Source organism: Providencia sp. PROV201 (assembly GCF_028479545.1).
GTDB classification, from domain to species: Bacteria; Pseudomonadota; Gammaproteobacteria; order Enterobacterales; family Enterobacteriaceae; genus Providencia; species Providencia huaxiensis.
This window is the reverse complement of record NZ_JAMPNW010000006.1, coordinates 109,448-128,890: the sequence shown is the minus strand read 5'-3', so window position 1 is coordinate 128,890 and position 19,443 is coordinate 109,448. Positions and strand designations below refer to the sequence as shown.

21 protein-coding genes are annotated in these 19,443 nt (G+C 37.8%); 20 read left to right on the top strand and 1 reads right to left on the bottom strand.

Annotation, left to right across the window (positions count from 1 at the left end; translation table 11 throughout):
- Positions 1–26: 26 nt before the first annotated feature.
- From glnL to PR809_RS07125, 20 genes are all read left to right on the top strand, one after another.
- A complete protein-coding gene (gene glnL, locus PR809_RS07220) occupies positions 27–1,076 on the top strand; it encodes a nitrogen regulation protein NR(II) (protein WP_102138843.1) in 1,050 nt (349 codons plus the stop codon).
- A gap of 9 nt (positions 1,077–1,085) precedes the next feature.
- Positions 1,086–2,558 (top strand): nitrogen regulation protein NR(I), encoded by a 1,473-nt coding sequence (glnG, locus tag PR809_RS07215; protein ID WP_102138842.1) that lies wholly within the window; start codon positions 1,086–1,088, stop codon positions 2,556–2,558.
- Positions 2,559–3,109: 551 nt separating this feature from the next.
- Positions 3,110–3,640 carry a fimbrial protein gene (locus tag PR809_RS07210; RefSeq protein ID WP_102138841.1) on the top strand — a complete coding sequence of 177 codons (531 nt, stop codon included), beginning with the start codon at positions 3,110–3,112 and terminating at the stop codon, positions 3,638–3,640.
- 57 nt (positions 3,641–3,697) lie between these two features.
- Positions 3,698–4,366 (top strand): fimbrial biogenesis chaperone, encoded by a 669-nt coding sequence (locus PR809_RS07205; protein WP_102138840.1) that lies wholly within the window; start codon positions 3,698–3,700, stop codon positions 4,364–4,366.
- Between the two features lie 25 nt (positions 4,367–4,391).
- The gene (locus tag PR809_RS07200; RefSeq protein WP_166265972.1) at positions 4,392–6,914 is read left to right on the top strand and encodes a fimbria/pilus outer membrane usher protein; all 2,523 of its coding nucleotides are present in this window, start codon (positions 4,392–4,394) and stop codon (positions 6,912–6,914) included.
- 14 nt (positions 6,915–6,928) lie between these two features.
- Positions 6,929–7,969, top strand: a complete 1,041-nt coding sequence (locus PR809_RS07195) for a fimbrial protein (protein ID WP_229597507.1) — start codon at positions 6,929–6,931, stop codon at positions 7,967–7,969.
- An 8-nt stretch (positions 7,970–7,977) separates the two neighbouring features.
- Complete coding sequence (locus PR809_RS07190; protein ID WP_166265975.1) at positions 7,978–8,493, top strand: fimbrial protein; 516 nt, start codon at positions 7,978–7,980, stop codon at positions 8,491–8,493.
- 15 nt (positions 8,494–8,508) lie between these two features.
- The gene (locus PR809_RS07185) at positions 8,509–9,006 is read left to right on the top strand and encodes a fimbrial protein (RefSeq protein ID WP_102138837.1); all 498 of its coding nucleotides are present in this window, start codon (positions 8,509–8,511) and stop codon (positions 9,004–9,006) included.
- Positions 9,007–9,168: 162 nt separating this feature from the next.
- On the top strand, positions 9,169–9,447 hold the full coding sequence (locus tag PR809_RS07180) for a helix-turn-helix domain-containing protein (RefSeq protein ID WP_195698053.1): 279 nt from the start codon (positions 9,169–9,171) through the stop codon (positions 9,445–9,447).
- 31 nt (positions 9,448–9,478) lie between these two features.
- Positions 9,479–9,799, top strand: coding sequence for a helix-turn-helix domain-containing protein (locus PR809_RS07175; protein ID WP_195698052.1), 321 nt, complete (start codon positions 9,479–9,481; stop codon positions 9,797–9,799).
- A gap of 574 nt (positions 9,800–10,373) precedes the next feature.
- Complete coding sequence (locus tag PR809_RS07170) at positions 10,374–10,898, top strand: fimbrial protein (protein WP_102138834.1); 525 nt, start codon at positions 10,374–10,376, stop codon at positions 10,896–10,898.
- Positions 10,899–10,957: 59 nt separating this feature from the next.
- A complete protein-coding gene (locus tag PR809_RS07165) occupies positions 10,958–11,626 on the top strand; it encodes a fimbrial biogenesis chaperone (protein WP_206276007.1) in 669 nt (222 codons plus the stop codon).
- Positions 11,627–11,652: 26 nt separating this feature from the next.
- On the top strand, positions 11,653–14,163 hold the full coding sequence (locus tag PR809_RS07160; RefSeq protein WP_206276008.1) for a fimbria/pilus outer membrane usher protein: 2,511 nt from the start codon (positions 11,653–11,655) through the stop codon (positions 14,161–14,163).
- A 14-nt stretch (positions 14,164–14,177) separates the two neighbouring features.
- A complete protein-coding gene (locus PR809_RS07155; protein ID WP_102138831.1) occupies positions 14,178–15,137 on the top strand; it encodes a fimbrial protein in 960 nt (319 codons plus the stop codon).
- Between the two features lie 9 nt (positions 15,138–15,146).
- Complete coding sequence (locus PR809_RS07150) at positions 15,147–15,662, top strand: fimbrial protein (protein WP_206276009.1); 516 nt, start codon at positions 15,147–15,149, stop codon at positions 15,660–15,662.
- Positions 15,663–15,675: 13 nt separating this feature from the next.
- Positions 15,676–16,173, top strand: coding sequence for a fimbrial protein (locus PR809_RS07145; RefSeq protein WP_166265995.1), 498 nt, complete (start codon positions 15,676–15,678; stop codon positions 16,171–16,173).
- Between the two features lie 51 nt (positions 16,174–16,224).
- The gene (locus tag PR809_RS07140; protein WP_206276010.1) at positions 16,225–16,509 is read left to right on the top strand and encodes a helix-turn-helix domain-containing protein; all 285 of its coding nucleotides are present in this window, start codon (positions 16,225–16,227) and stop codon (positions 16,507–16,509) included.
- A gap of 9 nt (positions 16,510–16,518) precedes the next feature.
- The gene (locus PR809_RS07135) at positions 16,519–17,505 is read left to right on the top strand and encodes a fimbrial protein (protein ID WP_102138828.1); all 987 of its coding nucleotides are present in this window, start codon (positions 16,519–16,521) and stop codon (positions 17,503–17,505) included.
- 188 nt (positions 17,506–17,693) lie between these two features.
- Positions 17,694–17,915 (top strand): helix-turn-helix domain-containing protein, encoded by a 222-nt coding sequence (locus PR809_RS07130; RefSeq protein WP_102138827.1) that lies wholly within the window; start codon positions 17,694–17,696, stop codon positions 17,913–17,915.
- Between the two features lie 99 nt (positions 17,916–18,014).
- A complete protein-coding gene (locus PR809_RS07125; RefSeq protein ID WP_102138826.1) occupies positions 18,015–18,302 on the top strand; it encodes a helix-turn-helix domain-containing protein in 288 nt (95 codons plus the stop codon).
- A 78-nt stretch (positions 18,303–18,380) separates the two neighbouring features.
- Here the strand turns inward: PR809_RS07125 and PR809_RS07120 are convergent, their stop codons facing one another.
- Complete coding sequence (locus tag PR809_RS07120) at positions 18,381–19,262, bottom strand: LysR family transcriptional regulator (RefSeq protein ID WP_166266006.1); 882 nt, start codon at positions 19,260–19,262, stop codon at positions 18,381–18,383.
- Positions 19,263–19,443: the final 181 nt, after the last annotated feature.

Below are 19,443 nucleotides of genomic sequence, written 5' to 3'. Positions count from 1 at the left end.
CCAAAATAGTGCAGGAGCAACATTACATGAAAACCGAACATTTGCCAGCACCGGAACACATTCTCGACTCCCTCATTAATAGCGTGCTAATTTTGGATTACGATTTGGTTATCCATTACGCCAACCATGCTGCACTCCAGATCTTAACCCAAAGCCAGCGCAAGCTATACGGTACGCCTCTACCACTGTTATTCAGTTATTGTTCACTCAATGATGAACTCATGCTCAATAGCTTAAAAGAAGGCCATAGTTTTACCGAAAATGAAGTCACCTTAGTGTTTAACAACCATTCCCATGTGATGTCATTCAGCGCACAGCCTTTTTCAGAGCAATTTATTTTAGTTGAGCTTTCGCAATTAGATAGCCAACGGCGCTTGAGCCAAGAACTCGCACAGAATGCCCAGCAATTGGCCGCCCGCGAACTGATCCGTGGGCTTGCTCACGAAATCAAAAACCCTCTCGGAGGTTTGCGAGGCGCTGCGCAATTGCTATCTAAAGCGCTGCCTGACCCACAATTAAATGAATATACTCAAGTGATTATCGAACAGGCTGACCGCCTGCGAGCACTGGTTGATCGGCTGCTTGGCCCACAATATCCAGGACCAAAAACACAGCAAAGTATCCATCATATTATGGAAAATGTAACGCGGTTGGTGTCATTAGAAAAACCCGATAACGTGACATTAATTCGTGACTATGACCCAAGCCTGCCCGAATTAGAGTATTACCCAGACCAAATCGAGCAAGTGCTTCTAAATATCACCCGAAACGCATTACAAGCTCTCGCTGAAACGGGGGGTTATATCACCTTGCGTACACGAACTGCTTTTCAAGTCACACTGCAAGGCGAGCGTTATCGATTAGCTGCACGTATTGATATTGAAGATAACGGTCCCGGTATTCCATTGGCAATTCAGGATACGTTGTTTTATCCCATGGTGAGTGGACGGCCTGATGGGACCGGACTTGGCCTATCAATTGCCCGCAGTTTAGTCGACCAACACGCAGGAAAAATCGAGTTCACCAGTTGGCCAGGTCACACTGAGTTTTCCATTTATCTACCAATTAAGAAATAGGAGATAACCATGACGCAGGGAAAAATTTGGGTGGTTGATGACGATAGCTCCATCCGTTGGGTACTTGAGCGTGCATTAGATAATGCAAAGTTCGCTTGCACCTGCTTTGACAGTGCGGACGCTGTACTCGCCGCATTAGAAAATTCACTCCCTGATGTGTTGTTATCTGATATCCGTATGCCAGGCACAAATGGTATTGAACTGCTGAATACCATCAAACAATCATATCCCCTCCTGCCGATTATTATCATGACAGCACACTCTGACCTTGATGCTGCCGTAAATGCCTACCAGTCAGGTGCCTTTGATTACTTACCAAAACCTTTCGATATTGATGAAACCGTCGCATTAGTCGAACGCGCTCTGAATCATAGCCGTGAACAAAACCATACTGGCCGTGAAGCTAAACAGCCCGCTCCTGTTGTCTCTTCGACCATGATCGGAGAAGCACCGGCTATGCAAGAGGTTTATCGCATTATTGGTCGTTTATCGCGCTCATCAATTAGTGTGCTTATTAATGGTGAATCAGGAACAGGGAAAGAGTTAGTTGCCCACGCACTACATCAGCACAGCCCCCGTGCTGATGCCCCTTTTATTGCATTAAATATGGCCGCCATTCCCAAAGATTTAATTGAATCTGAGCTATTCGGCCACGAAAAAGGCGCATTTACGGGTGCGAATCAAGTACGTCAAGGGCGATTTGAGCAAGCTAACCATGGATCTCTGTTTCTAGATGAAATCGGTGATATGCCACTTGATGTACAAACTCGCTTATTACGCGTTCTGGCGGAAGGCCAATTCTATCGTATTGGCGGTTATACCCCAGTTAATGTGGATGTGCGGATTATTGCCGCCACCCACCAAGACCTTGAAAAACGTGTTAAAGAAGGCTTATTTCGTGAAGACTTATTTCACCGGTTAAATGTCATTCGAGTGCAATTACCGCCATTACGTGAACGCACTGAAGATATCCCACGTCTCGCCAATTATTTTCTACAAAATACGGCGAAAGAACTCGGTGTCGAGGCTAAAGTTCTCCACCCTGACAGCGAAAAAATTCTTCAACGCTATTACTGGTCGGGTAACGTTCGCCAATTGGAGAATGTCTGCCGTTGGTTAACCGTGATGGCAGCAAGCCAAGAAATCTTACCGCAAGATTTGCCCGATGATTTGCTTGAAGAGCATCCACAACAAAATACAGTGGTAAAATCATCGCAAACCGACGCCATACCAACACAATCGTTATCATCACACAATCCTAGTTCTGCTGCTCAGTGGTTTGAACTACTTGAAGAGTGGACTGATAACGCATTAATGGAGGGTAAAGAAGATCTCTTTGCACAAACCATCCCCTTACTTGAGCGTACAATGCTAAATTGCGCGTTAAAATACACCAATGGCCATAAACAAGAAGCCGCCCGTTTATTAGGCTGGGGAAGAAATACACTAACTCGTAAATTAAAAGAGCTAGGAATTGAATAACCCCCCAATTGACTATCCTATTAAGATAAGCGTGACTTAATTTATTATTTCATGCTTATCTTAATATTCAATAATTCCAAACTAACTCGCATCAGAAAAAGATATTTAAACGTTAAATAAATTACTATTAATGATGATAGTTTTAAGATTATACTTTTATTACAGTACATTTTAGACTATTTTTACTTTAAAATAAAAAAATTAAAATAATGTAATGATATTAAACACCACAAAAACACATCATGCGTTAAGTAATAACAAAAAAACACCAACTTAAAACTAATTTAATTATTTAATTTTTATTTTTATCTTCAGAAAAAATCCCAATATTGAAAAACCAACATTTATTAAAATATCCACAAAAAACCCACAACCTATAATGTGAATATCAAATACAAGATATAAAAATGACACCTCAAAAGGGCATTAAACCTAAATTACTCTCATATTGTTTATTTTTAAAATAAAAGCCAAAATACTCACCAGTTGAGTAATTGAATATATTCACTGACTCAATCTCATCATATAAATATCCTCTTGGAGAGTAATAAATGAAAAAAAATGTCTTTGCCTATTTAATTGCGGCATCGTCTGTTTTTGCCATTAATAATGTATTAGCGGCTGATGGAACTATCGATTTTACGGGTGAAATTACCGACCAGGCTTGTCAGTTTGCAACTGGTTCTGATGCATTTACCGTGAACTTAGGAAAAATCGCTAAAACGGCATTACCGAGTACAGGTAGCACGGCAGCAGCAACTAAATTTACTATCAAATTAGAAAACTGCCCGCAAACCGTGACTAGCGCAACGGTTAAATTTGATGCCACCAGTTACGCAGGTGATAATAGTGTACTCCAGTTAACCGACCCTACTGCTGCGACAACAGCACAAAACGTTGGTATTCAAATTCAGGACGTCACCGGAACAACCGTTCCGTTATTTACTGAATCTAGTGCGTATGCATTAAAAGAAAAGACAGTAAATAATTTAGATTTTACTGCTCGTTATATTGCAATGTCTGATAGCGTTGGCGTTGGTCAAGCAAACTCAACCGCAACCTTCACTATCAATTATAACTAATTGGCTTTTAGGGTTTAAAGGGATTTAAACCTTATTCCTCTATTCAATGGTACTAATATGAAACGCTTAGTTTATTTTTTTATTTCTTCATTTTTATTGATTAATTTAGCCCATGCAGGCGTTATTATTGGCGGCACCCGTGTTATTTATAATGAGGGAAATAAAGATGTCAGTATTAGTGTCGAAAACCCTGATAAAATTCCTTATTTAATTCAATCATGGATTGATGGTATTGATGAAAATAAGCAATCCGCATTTACCATTACACCACCATTATTTAGATTAAATGCAGATAAAACCAATGCGTTAAGAATATTTTTAACCGAGAATACCTTACCGACAGATAAAGAATCATTATTTTGGTTAAATATAAAAACGATCCCAGCAACAGAGCGCACGGAAAATTCATTACAAATTGCCTTTAAAACACAAATGAAATTAATTTATCGTCCTTCTGCAATTAAAAACGTTGATTTTGTTGAAGAACAAAAAAAATTAACTTGGTCAAAAACAGGCAATATGATTACGGTAAAAAACCCGACGCCGTATTTTATGAATTTCCAAAGCATAACCTTTAACGGTAAAAAGGCGAATGACGTCTCTTATGCTGCACCGTTTTCTAGCACTTCTTTTGAGATTAACGATGCTGCCACTCATGGCACGGTGAAATGGGAAGTCATTAATGACTACGGCTCTGCATCTGAACTGGCTGAAGCGAAAATATAGCCCAAAATTGATTTAGGTTGTTAAAATGAGAATAAATAAAATATGCTTTAGCCTACTTATTTATTTAGGCTATACGGTACCTTTATACGCTGAAAATGCCATCGGCAATAATACAACAGAGGGAAATATCTATTTTGATCCTGATTTCTTAGAGTTACCCAATAAAGATGCGGTCGATTTAAGCCAATTTGAAAATAACCAACAATTGGCTGGTAATTATTACGTTGATATTTATGTCAATACCAACTTAATCGGAGCAAAAAGTTTAAAGTTTGATAAAAATACCGAGAATAAACTTGTTCCCTGTTTAACACTGGATGATTTAAAAAGCTTCGACATTAAAATTGCAGATTATCCTGAGCTACAAAATAGCCAAACAGGCTGCGTCAATTTAGCAATCATTCCTGACGCAACAAGCCAATTTGAATTTGATTCACAGCGGTTATACCTCAGTATTCCGCAAATCGCGCTGGCGAAAAACCCGAGGGGTTATGTTGACCTTGCAGATATCGATAACGGTATTACCGCTCTATTACTGAATTACAGCTATAGCGGTTCTAAAAATACCGATCGTAAAGGTGGAGAAGACACCACCTCAAACTACGTCAATTTACGCCCCGGCTTAAATATTGGGGCATGGCGTCTGCGCAACTATACCACGTGGTCCAACAGCACAGGGCAGTCCAATAAGTGGGATACTATTTATACTTACGCCTCCCGTGGGATCAACCGCATAAAAAGCCAGCTAACCTTGGGGGATAGCGTTTCTCCGTCAGAGGTGTTTGACAGTGTGCCATTTCGTGGGGCGCAGCTCGCTACCGATGACGATATGTACCCTGAAAGTTTGCGCGGCTATGCGCCAGTTGTACGTGGGATAGCCCGCAGCAACGCACAGGTCACCATTCGCCAAAACGGTTACACCATCTACCAAACCGATGTGGCAGCAGGCCCCTTTGAAATCAATGATCTCTACCCAACGGGCAGCAGCGGTGACTTACATGTGACGATAAAAGAATCAAACGGCAGCGAACAAGTGCAAATTGTGCCTTTTGCCTCACTCCCTGTACTACAGCGTGAGGGTTATTTATCTTATAGCACCACCGCAGGTGAATACCGTTCATATGATAGCCATGTAGATAAAACCAAATTTGGTCAGTTCACTTTGGTTTACGGTTTACCCTATGGCATCACTATGTTCGGAGGGAGTCAGTTTAGTGAAAAATACCAATCTTATTCGATAGGTGCTGGGCAAAACTTGGGGCGTTTCGGGGCACTGTCTATTGATATTACCCAATCTCACGCCAAAATGCGTGATGACAGCAAAGAACGTGGGCAGTCTTACCGCTTTAGATATAACAAAAACCTCAATGATATCGGCACCAATATTGCTTTGGCAGGCTACCGCTATTCGACCCAAGGGTATTACAGTTTATCCGAGGTGTTTGATACCTTCCGTGATACCACTTACACCCCTGAAATCGAACGCCGCCGTAATCGCGGTGAAATCACCCTCAGCCAAAACCTAGGAGATGCTTACGGTTCTATTTCAATGGGTTATGTTAATGAGGATTATTGGAATAGTGACCGCAAAACACAGTCAGCAACCCTTGGCTATAACAATAGCTGGCAAGGGATCAGTTACGGGCTGAATTACACCTATAACAAGAATACCAGCAGCTATTCGCAGAGTGCTGGGGCAAAAAAATACAGTGATGAAGACCATTTATTTACTTTTTCGGTCAATATTCCGTTCAGTTTGTTTGAAGATACCGCCTACATTAACTTTGCCAGTAACCACAGTAGCCGAGACTCCAGTTCGAGTAGCATCGGTGTATCAGCATCTCACCTGAACAACCGTTTAAATTGGAGCATGCAACAAAGTTTAGCCGATCAGGGGCAAGGCAGTTCTGGTAATGCGAACTCCACCTATAAAGGCAGGTATGGTGAAATTTCTGGTGGTGCTAGCTATAGCAAAGATAACTATAACCTGTACTACGGAACTAACGGCAGCCTTGTCGCTCACCCGGGCGGGTTAGTGTTAGGGCAACAACTGGGTGAGACTGCTGCGCTGGTAGAAGTGCCTGATGCAGGGAATGTTCCCATATTAAACCAAGCGGGTGTAGTAACCAATAACCAAGGTTATGCGTTAGTGCCGTACGTCACCGCTTACCGCAAAAATACCATCGATATTGATACCTCGGCGTTACCTGACAACACAGAAATGGAACTCACTAGCCAGTCTGTCTCCCCAAGCCGTGGAGCGCTAGTGAAATCCAGTTTCACTGCCAATGTCGGTTATCGCGCCATTATGGTATTGAATTTTGCAGATGGGAAGCCCGTACCATTCGGCGCACAAGCCATATTTAAAGATAACCCACAATTAAATAATCTAGTGGGTAATAATGGCGAAGTTTATTTATCCGGTTTAACTGAGAGTGGGAACTTTATTATTCAATATAACGAGAAACAACAGTGTCAGGTTAATTATAACTTAGCCGGTGTTTCGGATTATATGGGGTTATATAAAACTACTGCGGTATGCCGATAAGAGGGAAATACGTAATGAAATTTATAGTGTTATTCACCACAACTATTATTTTAATAGCAGGTAAAGCTAATGCAGCTTACAACTGTTTTATCGGTCAACCTGTTAGAGAAGCGTTTATAGATGGCAAGCATATTATTAACATTCCATTTGACAATACATTTACAGGGGACTTAAAAACAATTATTGCAAATTCTAGTGCTCCATTAGATATGTATGTTAATAATATAGGCAAAGACTTCAATCCTCAGTGTAACGGTTTAGATTCTTACAACTCAAATATTGGTCCGGTCTACTACCAATATGCTTATGCTAATAGGCAAACATCTCAAACCCCTCTCGTTACAAATGTGCATGGAATATCTCAATATGTAAGATTTGTGGCTGATAGTTGCCCTTCATGTCCTGCCAGTATACAGTTTCCACGGACAGCCTATAACTATATTAGCAAAAATGCTAAATTTGGTGCGTTTAACGCTGGATTAGCTGGTCACTTTACCCTCACACTAGTCAAAACAGGGCCGGTAACTAAATCTGGATATATAGATAGTGGAATAATAGCGACAAAATCCAATCGCAATGAAGCCGCGGGATCTACTTTTTATAAAACGGCAACCTTGGCAATTAGACCAAACTCTATCTATATCAATGTGCTTAACTGTTCTTTAAAACAGGGTACCTACAATATTAATCTAGGTGATTGGTATGATACCCAGTTTAAAAAAGTCGGTGATACCAGCAGCAATATAGATATTCCAATTAAATTATCTTGTGCTGCAGGCACTAATATTAAAGTCAATGTCACATCTGACGCGATAGATAATGCACCAACAGGTAAATTAAGTTTACGTGGTTCGAATAAAGCTACAGGCGTTGCAGTACAATTATTAGATAACGCAAGTAACCCCATCCCTCTAAATACTCAGTGGACACAACAAAATAATGTGCCTGAAAGCGACTATATTTTTGGCTGGAAAGCTCGCTATATTAAAACAGCAGACAAAATTACTCCCGGAAGTGCGAATGCAACAGCCACCGTTAATATTCGCTACGAATAGAGGCTTTCATGAAAAAAATAATATTCACACTATTAACTATAAATATTTTTTATCAACCCTTATTGGTTAATGCAGCTGATACTGTAACACTAAATTTCACAGGCAATATCAAAGCCGCTACCTGTAATATCTCTGGCGGCAACAATATTGATATTGACTTAAAACGTTTACCGATTGATATATTTAATGGCGCGCAGACAGGATCCGACTGGAGAAATTTTGATATTCATTTAAATAACTGTTCGTCATTTATCAACCAAATCAAACTGACATTTGCAGGTACTGCGGACACGGCTGATACGACTAGCTTATATAAAAACCTAGGTACTGCTCAAAATATAGCTGTGCAATTACAAAGTGGTGATGGTGCCACACCGTTAGGCAATCAAAAAATATTACAAGTGCCCTTAAATGGGCAATCTGATATCGCTATTCCACTGCGTGCGCGGGCTTTTAGCATGGCAGGTAATGTCGTGGCTGGATCTATTTCAGCCAATGTCACCGCTACCATCACCTATTTATAAACTGGAGCTTATAATATGAAAAAAATGGTGCTTTTATTCTGTCTTGCTTCCAGCCCCGCATTGGCAGCAGACCAACAAATTAATATCAATGTACATGGTTATGTCGCAGTTATGCCCTGCGAATTAGAAACCATCAATCATGTCATTGACCTGAAAAAAGTCAATGCTTGGAATATTCGGGATACACAAACTTCACCGTGGGTTGATTTCTCAATTAAATTGAAAAATTGCCCTATGGGTACCAAGGAAGCCATTATGGAGATTAAAGGCACACCAGATTCAACCACAACGGATTATTTTGTTAATACCGGTAGTGCTAAAAACGTCGCATTAAACTTAGCCCACCATGCAAATAAAGCCACGATAAAAAACGGTGAAAAAATTATGGTGCCCGTTAATGAACAAACCCGCAAAGTTGATATTCCGCTATCAGCGAGAATGGCAGGCTATGGCTCAGGCATGACAAGTGGTTCATTTAATAGCCATCTTGATTTTACATTTGTTTATCATTAACAAAGTCTGGCTATTATCTTGACTAATATCCAAATAAAAACTGTATAGTTCGAATGCGTGTGATTTAAATCAAGATAGAAACCATAATACCTGATAGATATATCTTGAAGGTACAAGGCATTCTTTTACTTATTAAGAATAAAAAATCAATGAGGTTGAATAATGAGCAATTATTACCCTGTCTCTGCGGTTATTGGCCATAAAATAAAATCATTGCGTAAAGATAAAGGGCTATCTCTTATAGCCCTTGCTAAAAACATTGGCATTAGTGAACAACAGCAATTACGCTATGAACGGGGAAATAACCGAATATCAATAGACAGACTAAAGCAGTATTCCAATTATTTTGATGTCAATATTAGTTATTTTTTTTCATTTAATGAAGATGAAAAAATAAAAATTAAAAATGGTAATGAAATTAAAAAATCATTCCCCTTATAGTATTTTTACTTAATCATTATTGGTTATTAGTATGAAAAAAAACACATCTAAAATTGTCGGAGCACGGATCCGCTCACTCAGAAAAGATCAAAACATGAGTATTCAGCAACTCAGTACATTGCTCGGGATCAGCCAACAGCATCAATCCCGCCATGAACTTGGAGAAATACGAATTCATGTTGATACTCTTTATTCTATTTCTCAAATATTAGAACTTGATATTCAGGAATTAATTATTGATTTTGCCATCCCAATACCAGTTAGCAAAATGGATAGTAAACAGAATAGAAGAAAAATATTGCAAGCTGAAAGCCTATTATCGCCAGAACATAATTTCAATTTATACAAATAGTGTTAACAATAAAATAATATAGCATATCGTTAGGCTATTGCTCTTTTTTACCAATTAAAAATAATCTTCGCTCATGTAGTCTTAATTCAATCATATCAAATTAAGACTACACATCTAGTCTTATCTAACCAATAAAAACAAAATATAGCACATTTAGACCTACCAAATCCGATAACTATACTATTATTTCATTTTTCGATAGTAAAAATACAACATCCACTGTATGTGGTCTAATATGTCAAAACCGTATAACCCCAAATAATCACCATATGAGAGATAAATTAAACTTATATCCCTCCTTATAATTATTCTTGGTTTTATATCGTTATTTAACTTTAGTCAAAAAACCATTGAAAATTATATTTGACTTAGTTCAATATAGTATATCAATCCCTCTCTTATAGCGTGTTAACTCAATTAAAAAACTTAAACTCATTAATATTTGATTATATATTTCCAATTTTAACAAAACTTGTTTATTTTAAAAAATAGTCCCAAAATACTCTTCAATTGAGTAACTATTGCTTTTATATACTCAATGAAAAATAAATAATTATCTTTTGGAGAAAAACAAATGAAAAAGAACTTACTTGCATCATTAATTGCTGCAACCTCAATCGTTGCTGTTAATAATGCATTAGCAGCAGATGGTACTATCGACTTTACAGGTGAAATCATTGACCAAGCATGCGAATTAGCAGCTGGCTCTGATGCACTAAAAGTAAACTTAGGACAAGTATCTAAAAAAGCATTGCCAAACGCAGGAAGTACAGCGGCAGCAACTAAATTTACAATTAAATTAATTAATTGCCCTGCTACAGTAACAACAGCTTCAGTGAAATTTGATGCTGATTCTTATATTGGTGATGATGAAGTTATTAAATTAAAAGAAGAAACGGGTGTTGCAACTGGCGTTGGTATTCAAATTACTGATGATACGAATAAAATTGTTCCATTATTTACTGCCTCTAAAGCATATCCATTACAACAAAATGTGGAAAATAATTTAGATTTCAGAGCGCGTTATATTGCTAAGTCTGACACAGTGACTCCTGGTCCTGCAAATGCGACAGCAACTTTCACAATCAATTATAACTAAGTAATAAATAAGGTTTAAAAGGACTTAAGCCTTATCTAATAATAATCAATGGTGGTATTATGAAATCTATTATCTATATTTTCATTTCCTTATTAGCACTAATAAACACTGCGAATGCTGGTGTTATTATTGGTGGAACCCGTGTTATTTATAACGAGGGAAACAAAGATGTCAGCATCAGTGTAGAAAATCCAGATAAAATCCCTTATTTGATTCAATCTTGGATAGATAATATAGATGAAAAAAAGCAGTCTGATTTCTCTATTACACCACCATTATTTAGACTAAATGCAGATAGAACTAATGCACTTAGAATATTTTTAACAGAAAATAAATTACCTAATGATAGAGAATCATTGTTCTGGTTAAATATAAAAACGATCCCAGCAACAGAAAGAACAGAAAACTCACTACAAATTGCCTTTAAAACGCAAATGAAATTAATTTATCGCCCTAAAGCATTAAAAGAGATTAATTTTATTGAAGAGCAAAAAAAATTAGTGTGGTCTAAATCTGGAAATAAAATTACGGTTAAAAACCCAACGCCGTATTTTATGAATTTCCAGAGCATCAGCTTTAACGGAACAAAAGCTAATGATGTTTCTTATGCGGCACCTTTCTCAAGTGCAACTTTTGACGTTAATAACTCAACTACTAATGGAACAATTAAATGGGAAGTTATTAATGATTATGGTGCAGCACCAGAAGCACTCGAAAAGAAAATATAAAATTATAAAATAAGTTGGGCTTTATCATGAAAATAAATAAAATATCTCTAGGCCTACTATTATATTTAGGCTATACCGCATCGCTATATGCTGAAGAAAAAACAGAAAATAATGTCTACTTTGACCCTGACTTTTTAGAGTTACCAAATAAAGATTCGGTTGATTTGTCGCAGTTTGAGAATAATGAACAACTAGCTGGTGCCTACTATGTTGATATTTATGTCAACACTAACTTAATTGGTGCTAAAAATCTTAAATTTGAAAAAAATAACCATAACCAATTAGTTCCGTGTTTATCACTGGCTGATATTAAAGAATTTGGTATCAAAACAGCGGAATACCCTGAATTGCAAACCGCAGGCAGTCACTGTGTAAACCTTGCAGCTATTCCTGATGCCACAAGTAATTTTGAATTCGATTCTCAACGTTTATATTTAAGCATCCCCCAAATCGCATTGGATAGAAACCCAAGGGGTTACGTTGACTTAGCCAATATCGATAATGGGATCAACGCACTGCTATTAAATTACAGCTATAACGGCTCTAAAAATTACGATCGCAAAAGTAGTGGTTCGGATAATACATCTCATTATGTAAATTTAAGACCCGGCTTAAATATTGGAGCGTGGCGGTTACGCAATTACACAACATGGTCAAGTAGCACTGACCAATCCGGTAAATGGGATACTATCTATACCTACGCATCACGTGGCATTAATAGCATCAAAAGTCAGTTAACCTTGGGGGATAGTGTTTCACCTTCGATGGTTTTTGACAGCGTGCCATTCCGTGGTGCCCAGCTTGCGACAGATGATGATATGTCCCCTGAGAGTTTACGCGGCTACGCCCCCGTCGTTCGTGGGATTGCCCGCAGTAACGCACAGGTGACGATCCGCCAAAATGGTTACATTATATACCAAACCGAGGTTGCTGCAGGCCCTTTCGAAATCAATGACTTATACCCAACAGGGGGAAGTGGTGATTTACATGTCACAATAAAAGAATCCAATGGTAGCGAGCAATATCAGATCGTTCCTTTTGCCTCATTACCCGTATTGCAGCGTGAAGGATATTTTTCTTATAGCGTAACGGGCGGTGAATACCGCGCTTATGACAGTAGCATTGATAAAACAAAATTTGGTCAGTTCACCTTAATCTATGGTTTACCGTATGGTATTACCGCTTATGGTGGTAGCCAAGTGAGTGAGCATTACCAATCTTACTCCATCGGTACAGGCCAAAACCTTGGACGGTTTGGTGCATTATCCATTGACGTTACTCATGCAAATTCAACGCTGAGTAATGACGTTAAGGAAAAAGGCCAGTCATATCGTTTCCGCTATAACAAAAATATCAACGATATTGGTACTAATATCGCATTAGCTGGTTACCGTTACTCTACTAAAGGCTTTTACAGTTTAGCAGAAGTCTTTGATGGTTATAGAAATACAAACTATGCTCCAGAAATTGAACGCCGCCGTAATCGTGGTGAAATTACGCTCAGCCAAAACTTAGGGGATAACTTTGGTTCAATTTCCGTGGGCTATATCAATGAAGACTACTGGAATAGTGACCGTAAAACACAATCTGCCACCGTGGGTTACAACAACAGTTGGCAAGGCATTAGTTATAGCTTGAATTATACCTATAACAAAAATACCAATAGCTACTCCTATAGCTCCGGCAGTCGCACGAAAAGTGAAGATGACCATCAATTAGCGTTCTCGGTCAGTGTGCCGTTTACTGTGTTTGATAACACCTTCTATTACAACTTTAACAGTAACAGCAGCAGTAACGGCCCAAGCACAGGCAGTATTGGGCTTTCTGCTTCACAACTCAATAATCGCTTGAATTGGAGCATGCAGCAGGGTTTCACCACTCAAGAACAAGGTACGAGCGGCAATATGAACGCCTCTTATAAAGGCCAATATGGTGAAGTTTCAGGCGGAACTGGCTATAGCAAAGACAACTATAACCTTTATTACGGGGTTAATGGCAGTTTAGTGGCTCACTCTGGCGGCCTTGTACTCGGTCAACAATTAGGCGAAACCGCGGCTATTGTTGAAATCCCAGATGCAGGTGATGTACCCGTCTTAAACCAAGCAGGGGTTGTCACTAATAACCAAGGTTATGCACTCGTGCCTTATGTTACTGCCTACCGTAAAAATGTGATTGATATCGATACTTCTGAACTACCTGAAAATACGGAAATGGAGTTAACTAGCCAAAGTGTTGCACCAAGCCGTGGTGCACTGGTGAAAGCCAGCTTTGCCGCAAATGTCGGATATCGAGCCATTATGATATTAACTTTTGCTGATGGCAAACCTGTACCTTTTGGTGCCCAAGCGATATTTAAAGATAATCCACAGTTAAATAACATGGTTGGTAATGATGGTGAAATTTATTTATCTGGTTTAGCTGAAAATGGCAGTTTTATTATTCAATATAACGATAAACAACAGTGCCAAGTAAATTATAACTTAGCAGGCATATCGAATTATATGGGGTTATATAAAACAACTGCTGTTTGCCGATAATAAGGAGGCCAGTTATGAATAATCTTATTTATAAATCAATATTAACTGTGAGTTTTATATATTTATACTCAGGATATGCTAATGCAGCTTGTGTTCAAAATCCCACATGGAGAAACATACAAAAAACAATACCTAATGAAACAATCAACATACAATATGATGACACTAGGTCTTATCAATTAAAATCTATATCTTTACCGATTTATACGGGGACTTATAACCCGACTAATGGTGTTGGTCAAGATTGTGGCGGAAATCAAGTTGGTATTTATCTAGCACCAGTCAGTAATGGTATGGCCGTAAGTGGAATTAATGGTATTGGTATCAAAGCGAGAATTAATAGCTTTGGGCCAGATACTTTCTTTCCTGTAAATGGTCCATATACGGCAACTACATGGACATTTACGAATCCGACATGGGATATTCGTATAGAAAAAACAGGTCATGTTACTTCTGGTGGGATTATTTCAACACGGCAACTCGCTAGATTTTATCAACAAAATAGAAAAACAGGTACTGATTTTATTATTTCAACTGTCTCTTTTTCCACTAACTATCGAATAAATGTACTCAGTTGCTCACTAAAAAATTCAGTTCCTACCATTAACTTAGGTGATTGGTATGATACCCAATTTCCCGCTGTTGGCAGTACCAGTACAAATATCAATATTCCCATTACATTAAACTGCATGGCGGGCACCAATATTAAAGCGACGGTAACAAGCTCTAAATATGAAGATACGGCTACAGGAAAATTAGCTCTAACGGGACCTGGTAGTGCCACTGGTGTCGCAATACAATTGCTGGATAAAAATAATAACCCGATCAAATTGAACACTATGAATAGCCTGCAAAATAATGTGCCTGCTGGTGACTATATGTTCAATTGGAAGGCTCGCTATATCAAAACGGCCGCGAGTATCACGCCAGGTACAGCAAACGCCTCTGCGACTGTAAATATTCGCTATGAGTAGGAATAAAAAATGAAAAAAATATCTAAAAATTTACTTTTACTTAGTAGCTTAATATTCAGTGGAAATTCATTTGCTGCTAGCACAGTGACATTGAATTTTACCGGAAATATTAAAGCCGCAACTTGCAATATTACCGGTGGGAATAACATTGATATTGACCTGAAAAATATTTCTGCTGATGTATTTCGTAATGCAAGTTCAGGTTCTAACTGGAACACATTTAATATCAGCCTAAATAATTGTTCATCTTTTATTAACCAAGTAAAACTGACATTTACAGGAACCGCGGATACTGCGGATGCAGCCAGCTTATACAAAAACCAAGGTACGGCTAAAAACCTAGCTGTTCAACTACAAAATGGTAATGGAACAACCGCTTTAGGTAACCAAAAAGTATTACAAGTTCCGACAAATGGGCAAGCGAATATTAATATTCCATTACGCACACGTGCCTTTAGCTCATTAGGTAATGCCACTCCGGGAACTATTTCCGCCAATATTACGGCAACCATTACCTATTTATAAAAGAGAGAATAATATGAGACATTTTATCCTATTACTATCACTAATGAGCTGTTCTTTAACTGCATTTGGGCTAACAGCAAATATTAAAGTACATGGCGTCGTTATCGCAGCGCCTTGTGAGGTTGAAAAAAATAACTATTTAATCGATTTGAAAAAAATTAATATTTGGAATATCAAAGATACGCAAAAGTCTCCGTGGGTTGATTTTTCCGTGAAGCTAAAAAATTGCCCTGTCGGCACCACCAAAGCTGTAATGAAAATATCCGGCACACCAGACTCAACAGTAACTGAACATTTTATTAATAATGGTACGGCGAAAAATGTGGCATTAAATTTAGCCAATACCGCCAATAAAACAACAATAAAAAATGGCGATACCATTACCGCGAATGTGAATACACAAACGCGAAATGTTGAAATACCACTATCAGCACGAGTCTCGGGTTATGGAAGTGGTATGGTTGCAGGTTCATTTAAAAGCCATTTAGAATTTACATTTACATATCAGTAAGTAAGTTTGTTTTGATTATATCAGTTTTAATAGGGGAAAGGGGAAAGCGGTATGCCTAATTACTATCCTATCTCAAAAATAATTGGCAATAAAATCACCTATTACCGAAAAATGAAAGGAATGACATTAGAAAGTTTATCTAATATTGTGGGAGTGAGTGAGCAACAACAGTCACGCTATGAGCGTGGTATTAATCGAATTAATATTGATAGGCTTTATCATTACTCTAAGATATTTGAAATTGATATTATAGCTTTCTTTGTTTTCAATTCTAAGGAGATAAATGAGATTGAGCATATAGAAGAAAAATATTTAAATAAAAAAAGTAAATATTAAGGATATTTTATGACTAAAAAGAAAACTTTACTTGTAATAATAGGCTCGGCTTTTGCTTATTCTGCATATACACAAGCAGCCTGTATTCAAAATCCTAATTTACGGAATGTTGTGGTGAATGTACCGGCAAGAACCTATTCACTGCAATATGATGATACAGGGGCTCGTGATTTAGCCACTATTCAAGTCAATTTTAAGAGCTCACATATCAATACATATTCAGGCCCAATGAGTAATGGCCGGTGTGGTGATGCCTATTTACATGCTGACTATGTGAATGGTTGGGTACCAAACGGTAATAAAATTGCAACCAGTAATATACCGGGTATTAGCATCCAAGTAAAAGCAACCGAAATTGGTTTCTTAAATACACGTTATGGGCCACCAACAGGTGCCAACCCTGCCGCTTGGGGAATTCCTAATCCATATTGGACCATCACCATTAAAAAAACTGGGCAAGTCACACAAGGTGGAAATTTAAAGGCAGGGCATGTGGGAAGACTAACACAACGTAACCCCGCACCACATAACAGTACGTGGAATTTAACATCGTTGAATATTCCAGCAGGTGCTATCAAAATTAATGTATTAAAGTGCTCAACAAAAGCAAATAGTTACAATGTTAACTTAGGAACTTGGTATGACACTCAATTTAAATCTGTGGGCTCTACCAGTAATAGTGTCAATATACCCATTACATTAAGCTGCGCTGCGGGCACCAATCTAAAAGTGACAGTCACAAGTAGTGCTGGGTATGTTGATACCAATACAGGGAAGATTAAGTTGTCTGGGCAAGGGCAAGCGACCGGAGTCGCTATCCAATTATTGGATAGAAACAGTAACCCGATAAAGCTCAACTCAAAGTTCACTTTGCAAAACAATGTTGCAGGTGGCGATTATATTTTTAATTGGAAAGCTAGATATATTAAGACTGCTAATAATATAACTGCAGGAACTGCAAACTCAACAGCGTCGGTTAACATAAGATATGAATAAATAGCATTCAACATTCATCATAAAAAGATATTAATTTATTTATAATTTGATTTTTATTGCTAACATCGAAAAATATCATCGAACAATTGATAAATAGCAAATTTACTATTTTATTAAAATGGTTAAGATAGAGAAGTAATCTTTCATAGTGTTTATTTAGAAATAAAAAGATAACTATAGGAGTATACATGCCTTATTCAGTATCTTACCTAATTGGCAAAAAAATACTTTTTTATCGGAAAACGAATGGACTTTCAGTTAATGAATTATCCGAGGTTATTGGCATCAGCCCACAACAGCAGTCACGATATGAAAGAGGCGTGAATAGAATTACTTTAGATAGATTGTTCCAATATGCAACGTATTTTGAGATTGATATTAAAAAATTCTTTCAGTCTCATGACATTTAATGAATAAATTAATTAGTAATATCAACACTAGAAAAATTACATTAAAAATATTTAATTATATTCACATTGAAATATTCAAAATAAATTAGAGAGAGAATCATGAAACGAAAAATATCTAAATCCGTCGGTTTAAAAATAAGATCATTAAGAGAAAGTCACGGAATGAGTGGTAAAGAGTTAAGCATGTTGTTAGGTATTAGCCAACAGCACCAATCACGCTATGAAAATGGTGAAGTTAATATTCATGTCGATACCATTTACCAATTGGCACAAATATTTAATGTTTCGCCAATCTATTTCTTTACTGAAACCATTACGAATATTAATAGTACAGAACTCCCTATTAATAAAAAGAATTATTTCTCTGCTGAAGCTTTGGTATTCTAACCTCTGAATATGAGCATTATAATATGCCAATAGATTAAACATCGGTGCTATTTCTATTTATAGTATAGCACCGACTTATTATTCTTTTTTAGACTCCTCCACCAACCAATTGCGAAATATCGCCATCGCAGGTGTCATGACTCTCGACTTTAAACGGCTTAACCAATATCCACCCAGTGTTACAGATACATCAAAAGGTTGAACTAACTCCCCTGCACTTAATTCATGGCTAAACATGCAACTTGGCACCAATGCCACGCTGTCAGTTAATAACGCAGCCTCAACCATTAAACGTGATGAATCAAATACTGGGCCTTTGACACGCCAAGGTTCAATCTCCGCAGCTAAAAACCATTTTTCCCATTCATCTTTACGATATGAACGCATTAACTGGTGAGATTTTAAATCTAATGGGTGATTAAGTAAGCTCGCGACTTTCTCTGAACAAAGCACCGTATGCGCCGTTGAAAATAAGGGGATATTTTCTACCAGGGGCCATAGCCCTTCACCAAAGCGAATTGCAAAATCAACGCCTTCAGCGGCTAAATTCACCACATTATTATGAGTCATAATACGTAAATCAATATAAGGGTATAGTTCTGAAAATTGCGTTAGTCTTGGCAATAACCAGCCCACAGCAAATGTGCCAACAACTGAAATACTTAAGGTTTCTCGATAATGACCATCTTCAAACTGCAACAATAGTGACTCAATTTGGTCAAAAGAGCGGCTCAAAACAGGCAATAATGCAAAACCTTCTTCAGTTAATGCAAGCCCTCGAGGTAAACGAATAAATAGTTCTAGTCCCAATTGCTCCTCTAACAGCCTAACTTGTTGGCTGACAGCGGCCTGAGTAACATTCAATTCTATTCCTGCTCGCGTAAAGCTTAAATGCCGTGCTGAAGCTTCAAAAGCCCTAAGCGCATTGAGAGGAAGCCGATGACGATAATTTTCTGCCATAAGATTTTCTTTTACCTCATCGAATTTTATATCGTTTTAAATAATGATTGAAAGCATGCATACTACTTTGAAATCGCGGTTTAACCGCCTAATAGCCTATATTAAAGCACTTTATATTTACAATGAAGCGCTTTCAGTTCCTGTTAGCAATAACTTAAACTTGTACTTATTGGAATAACTC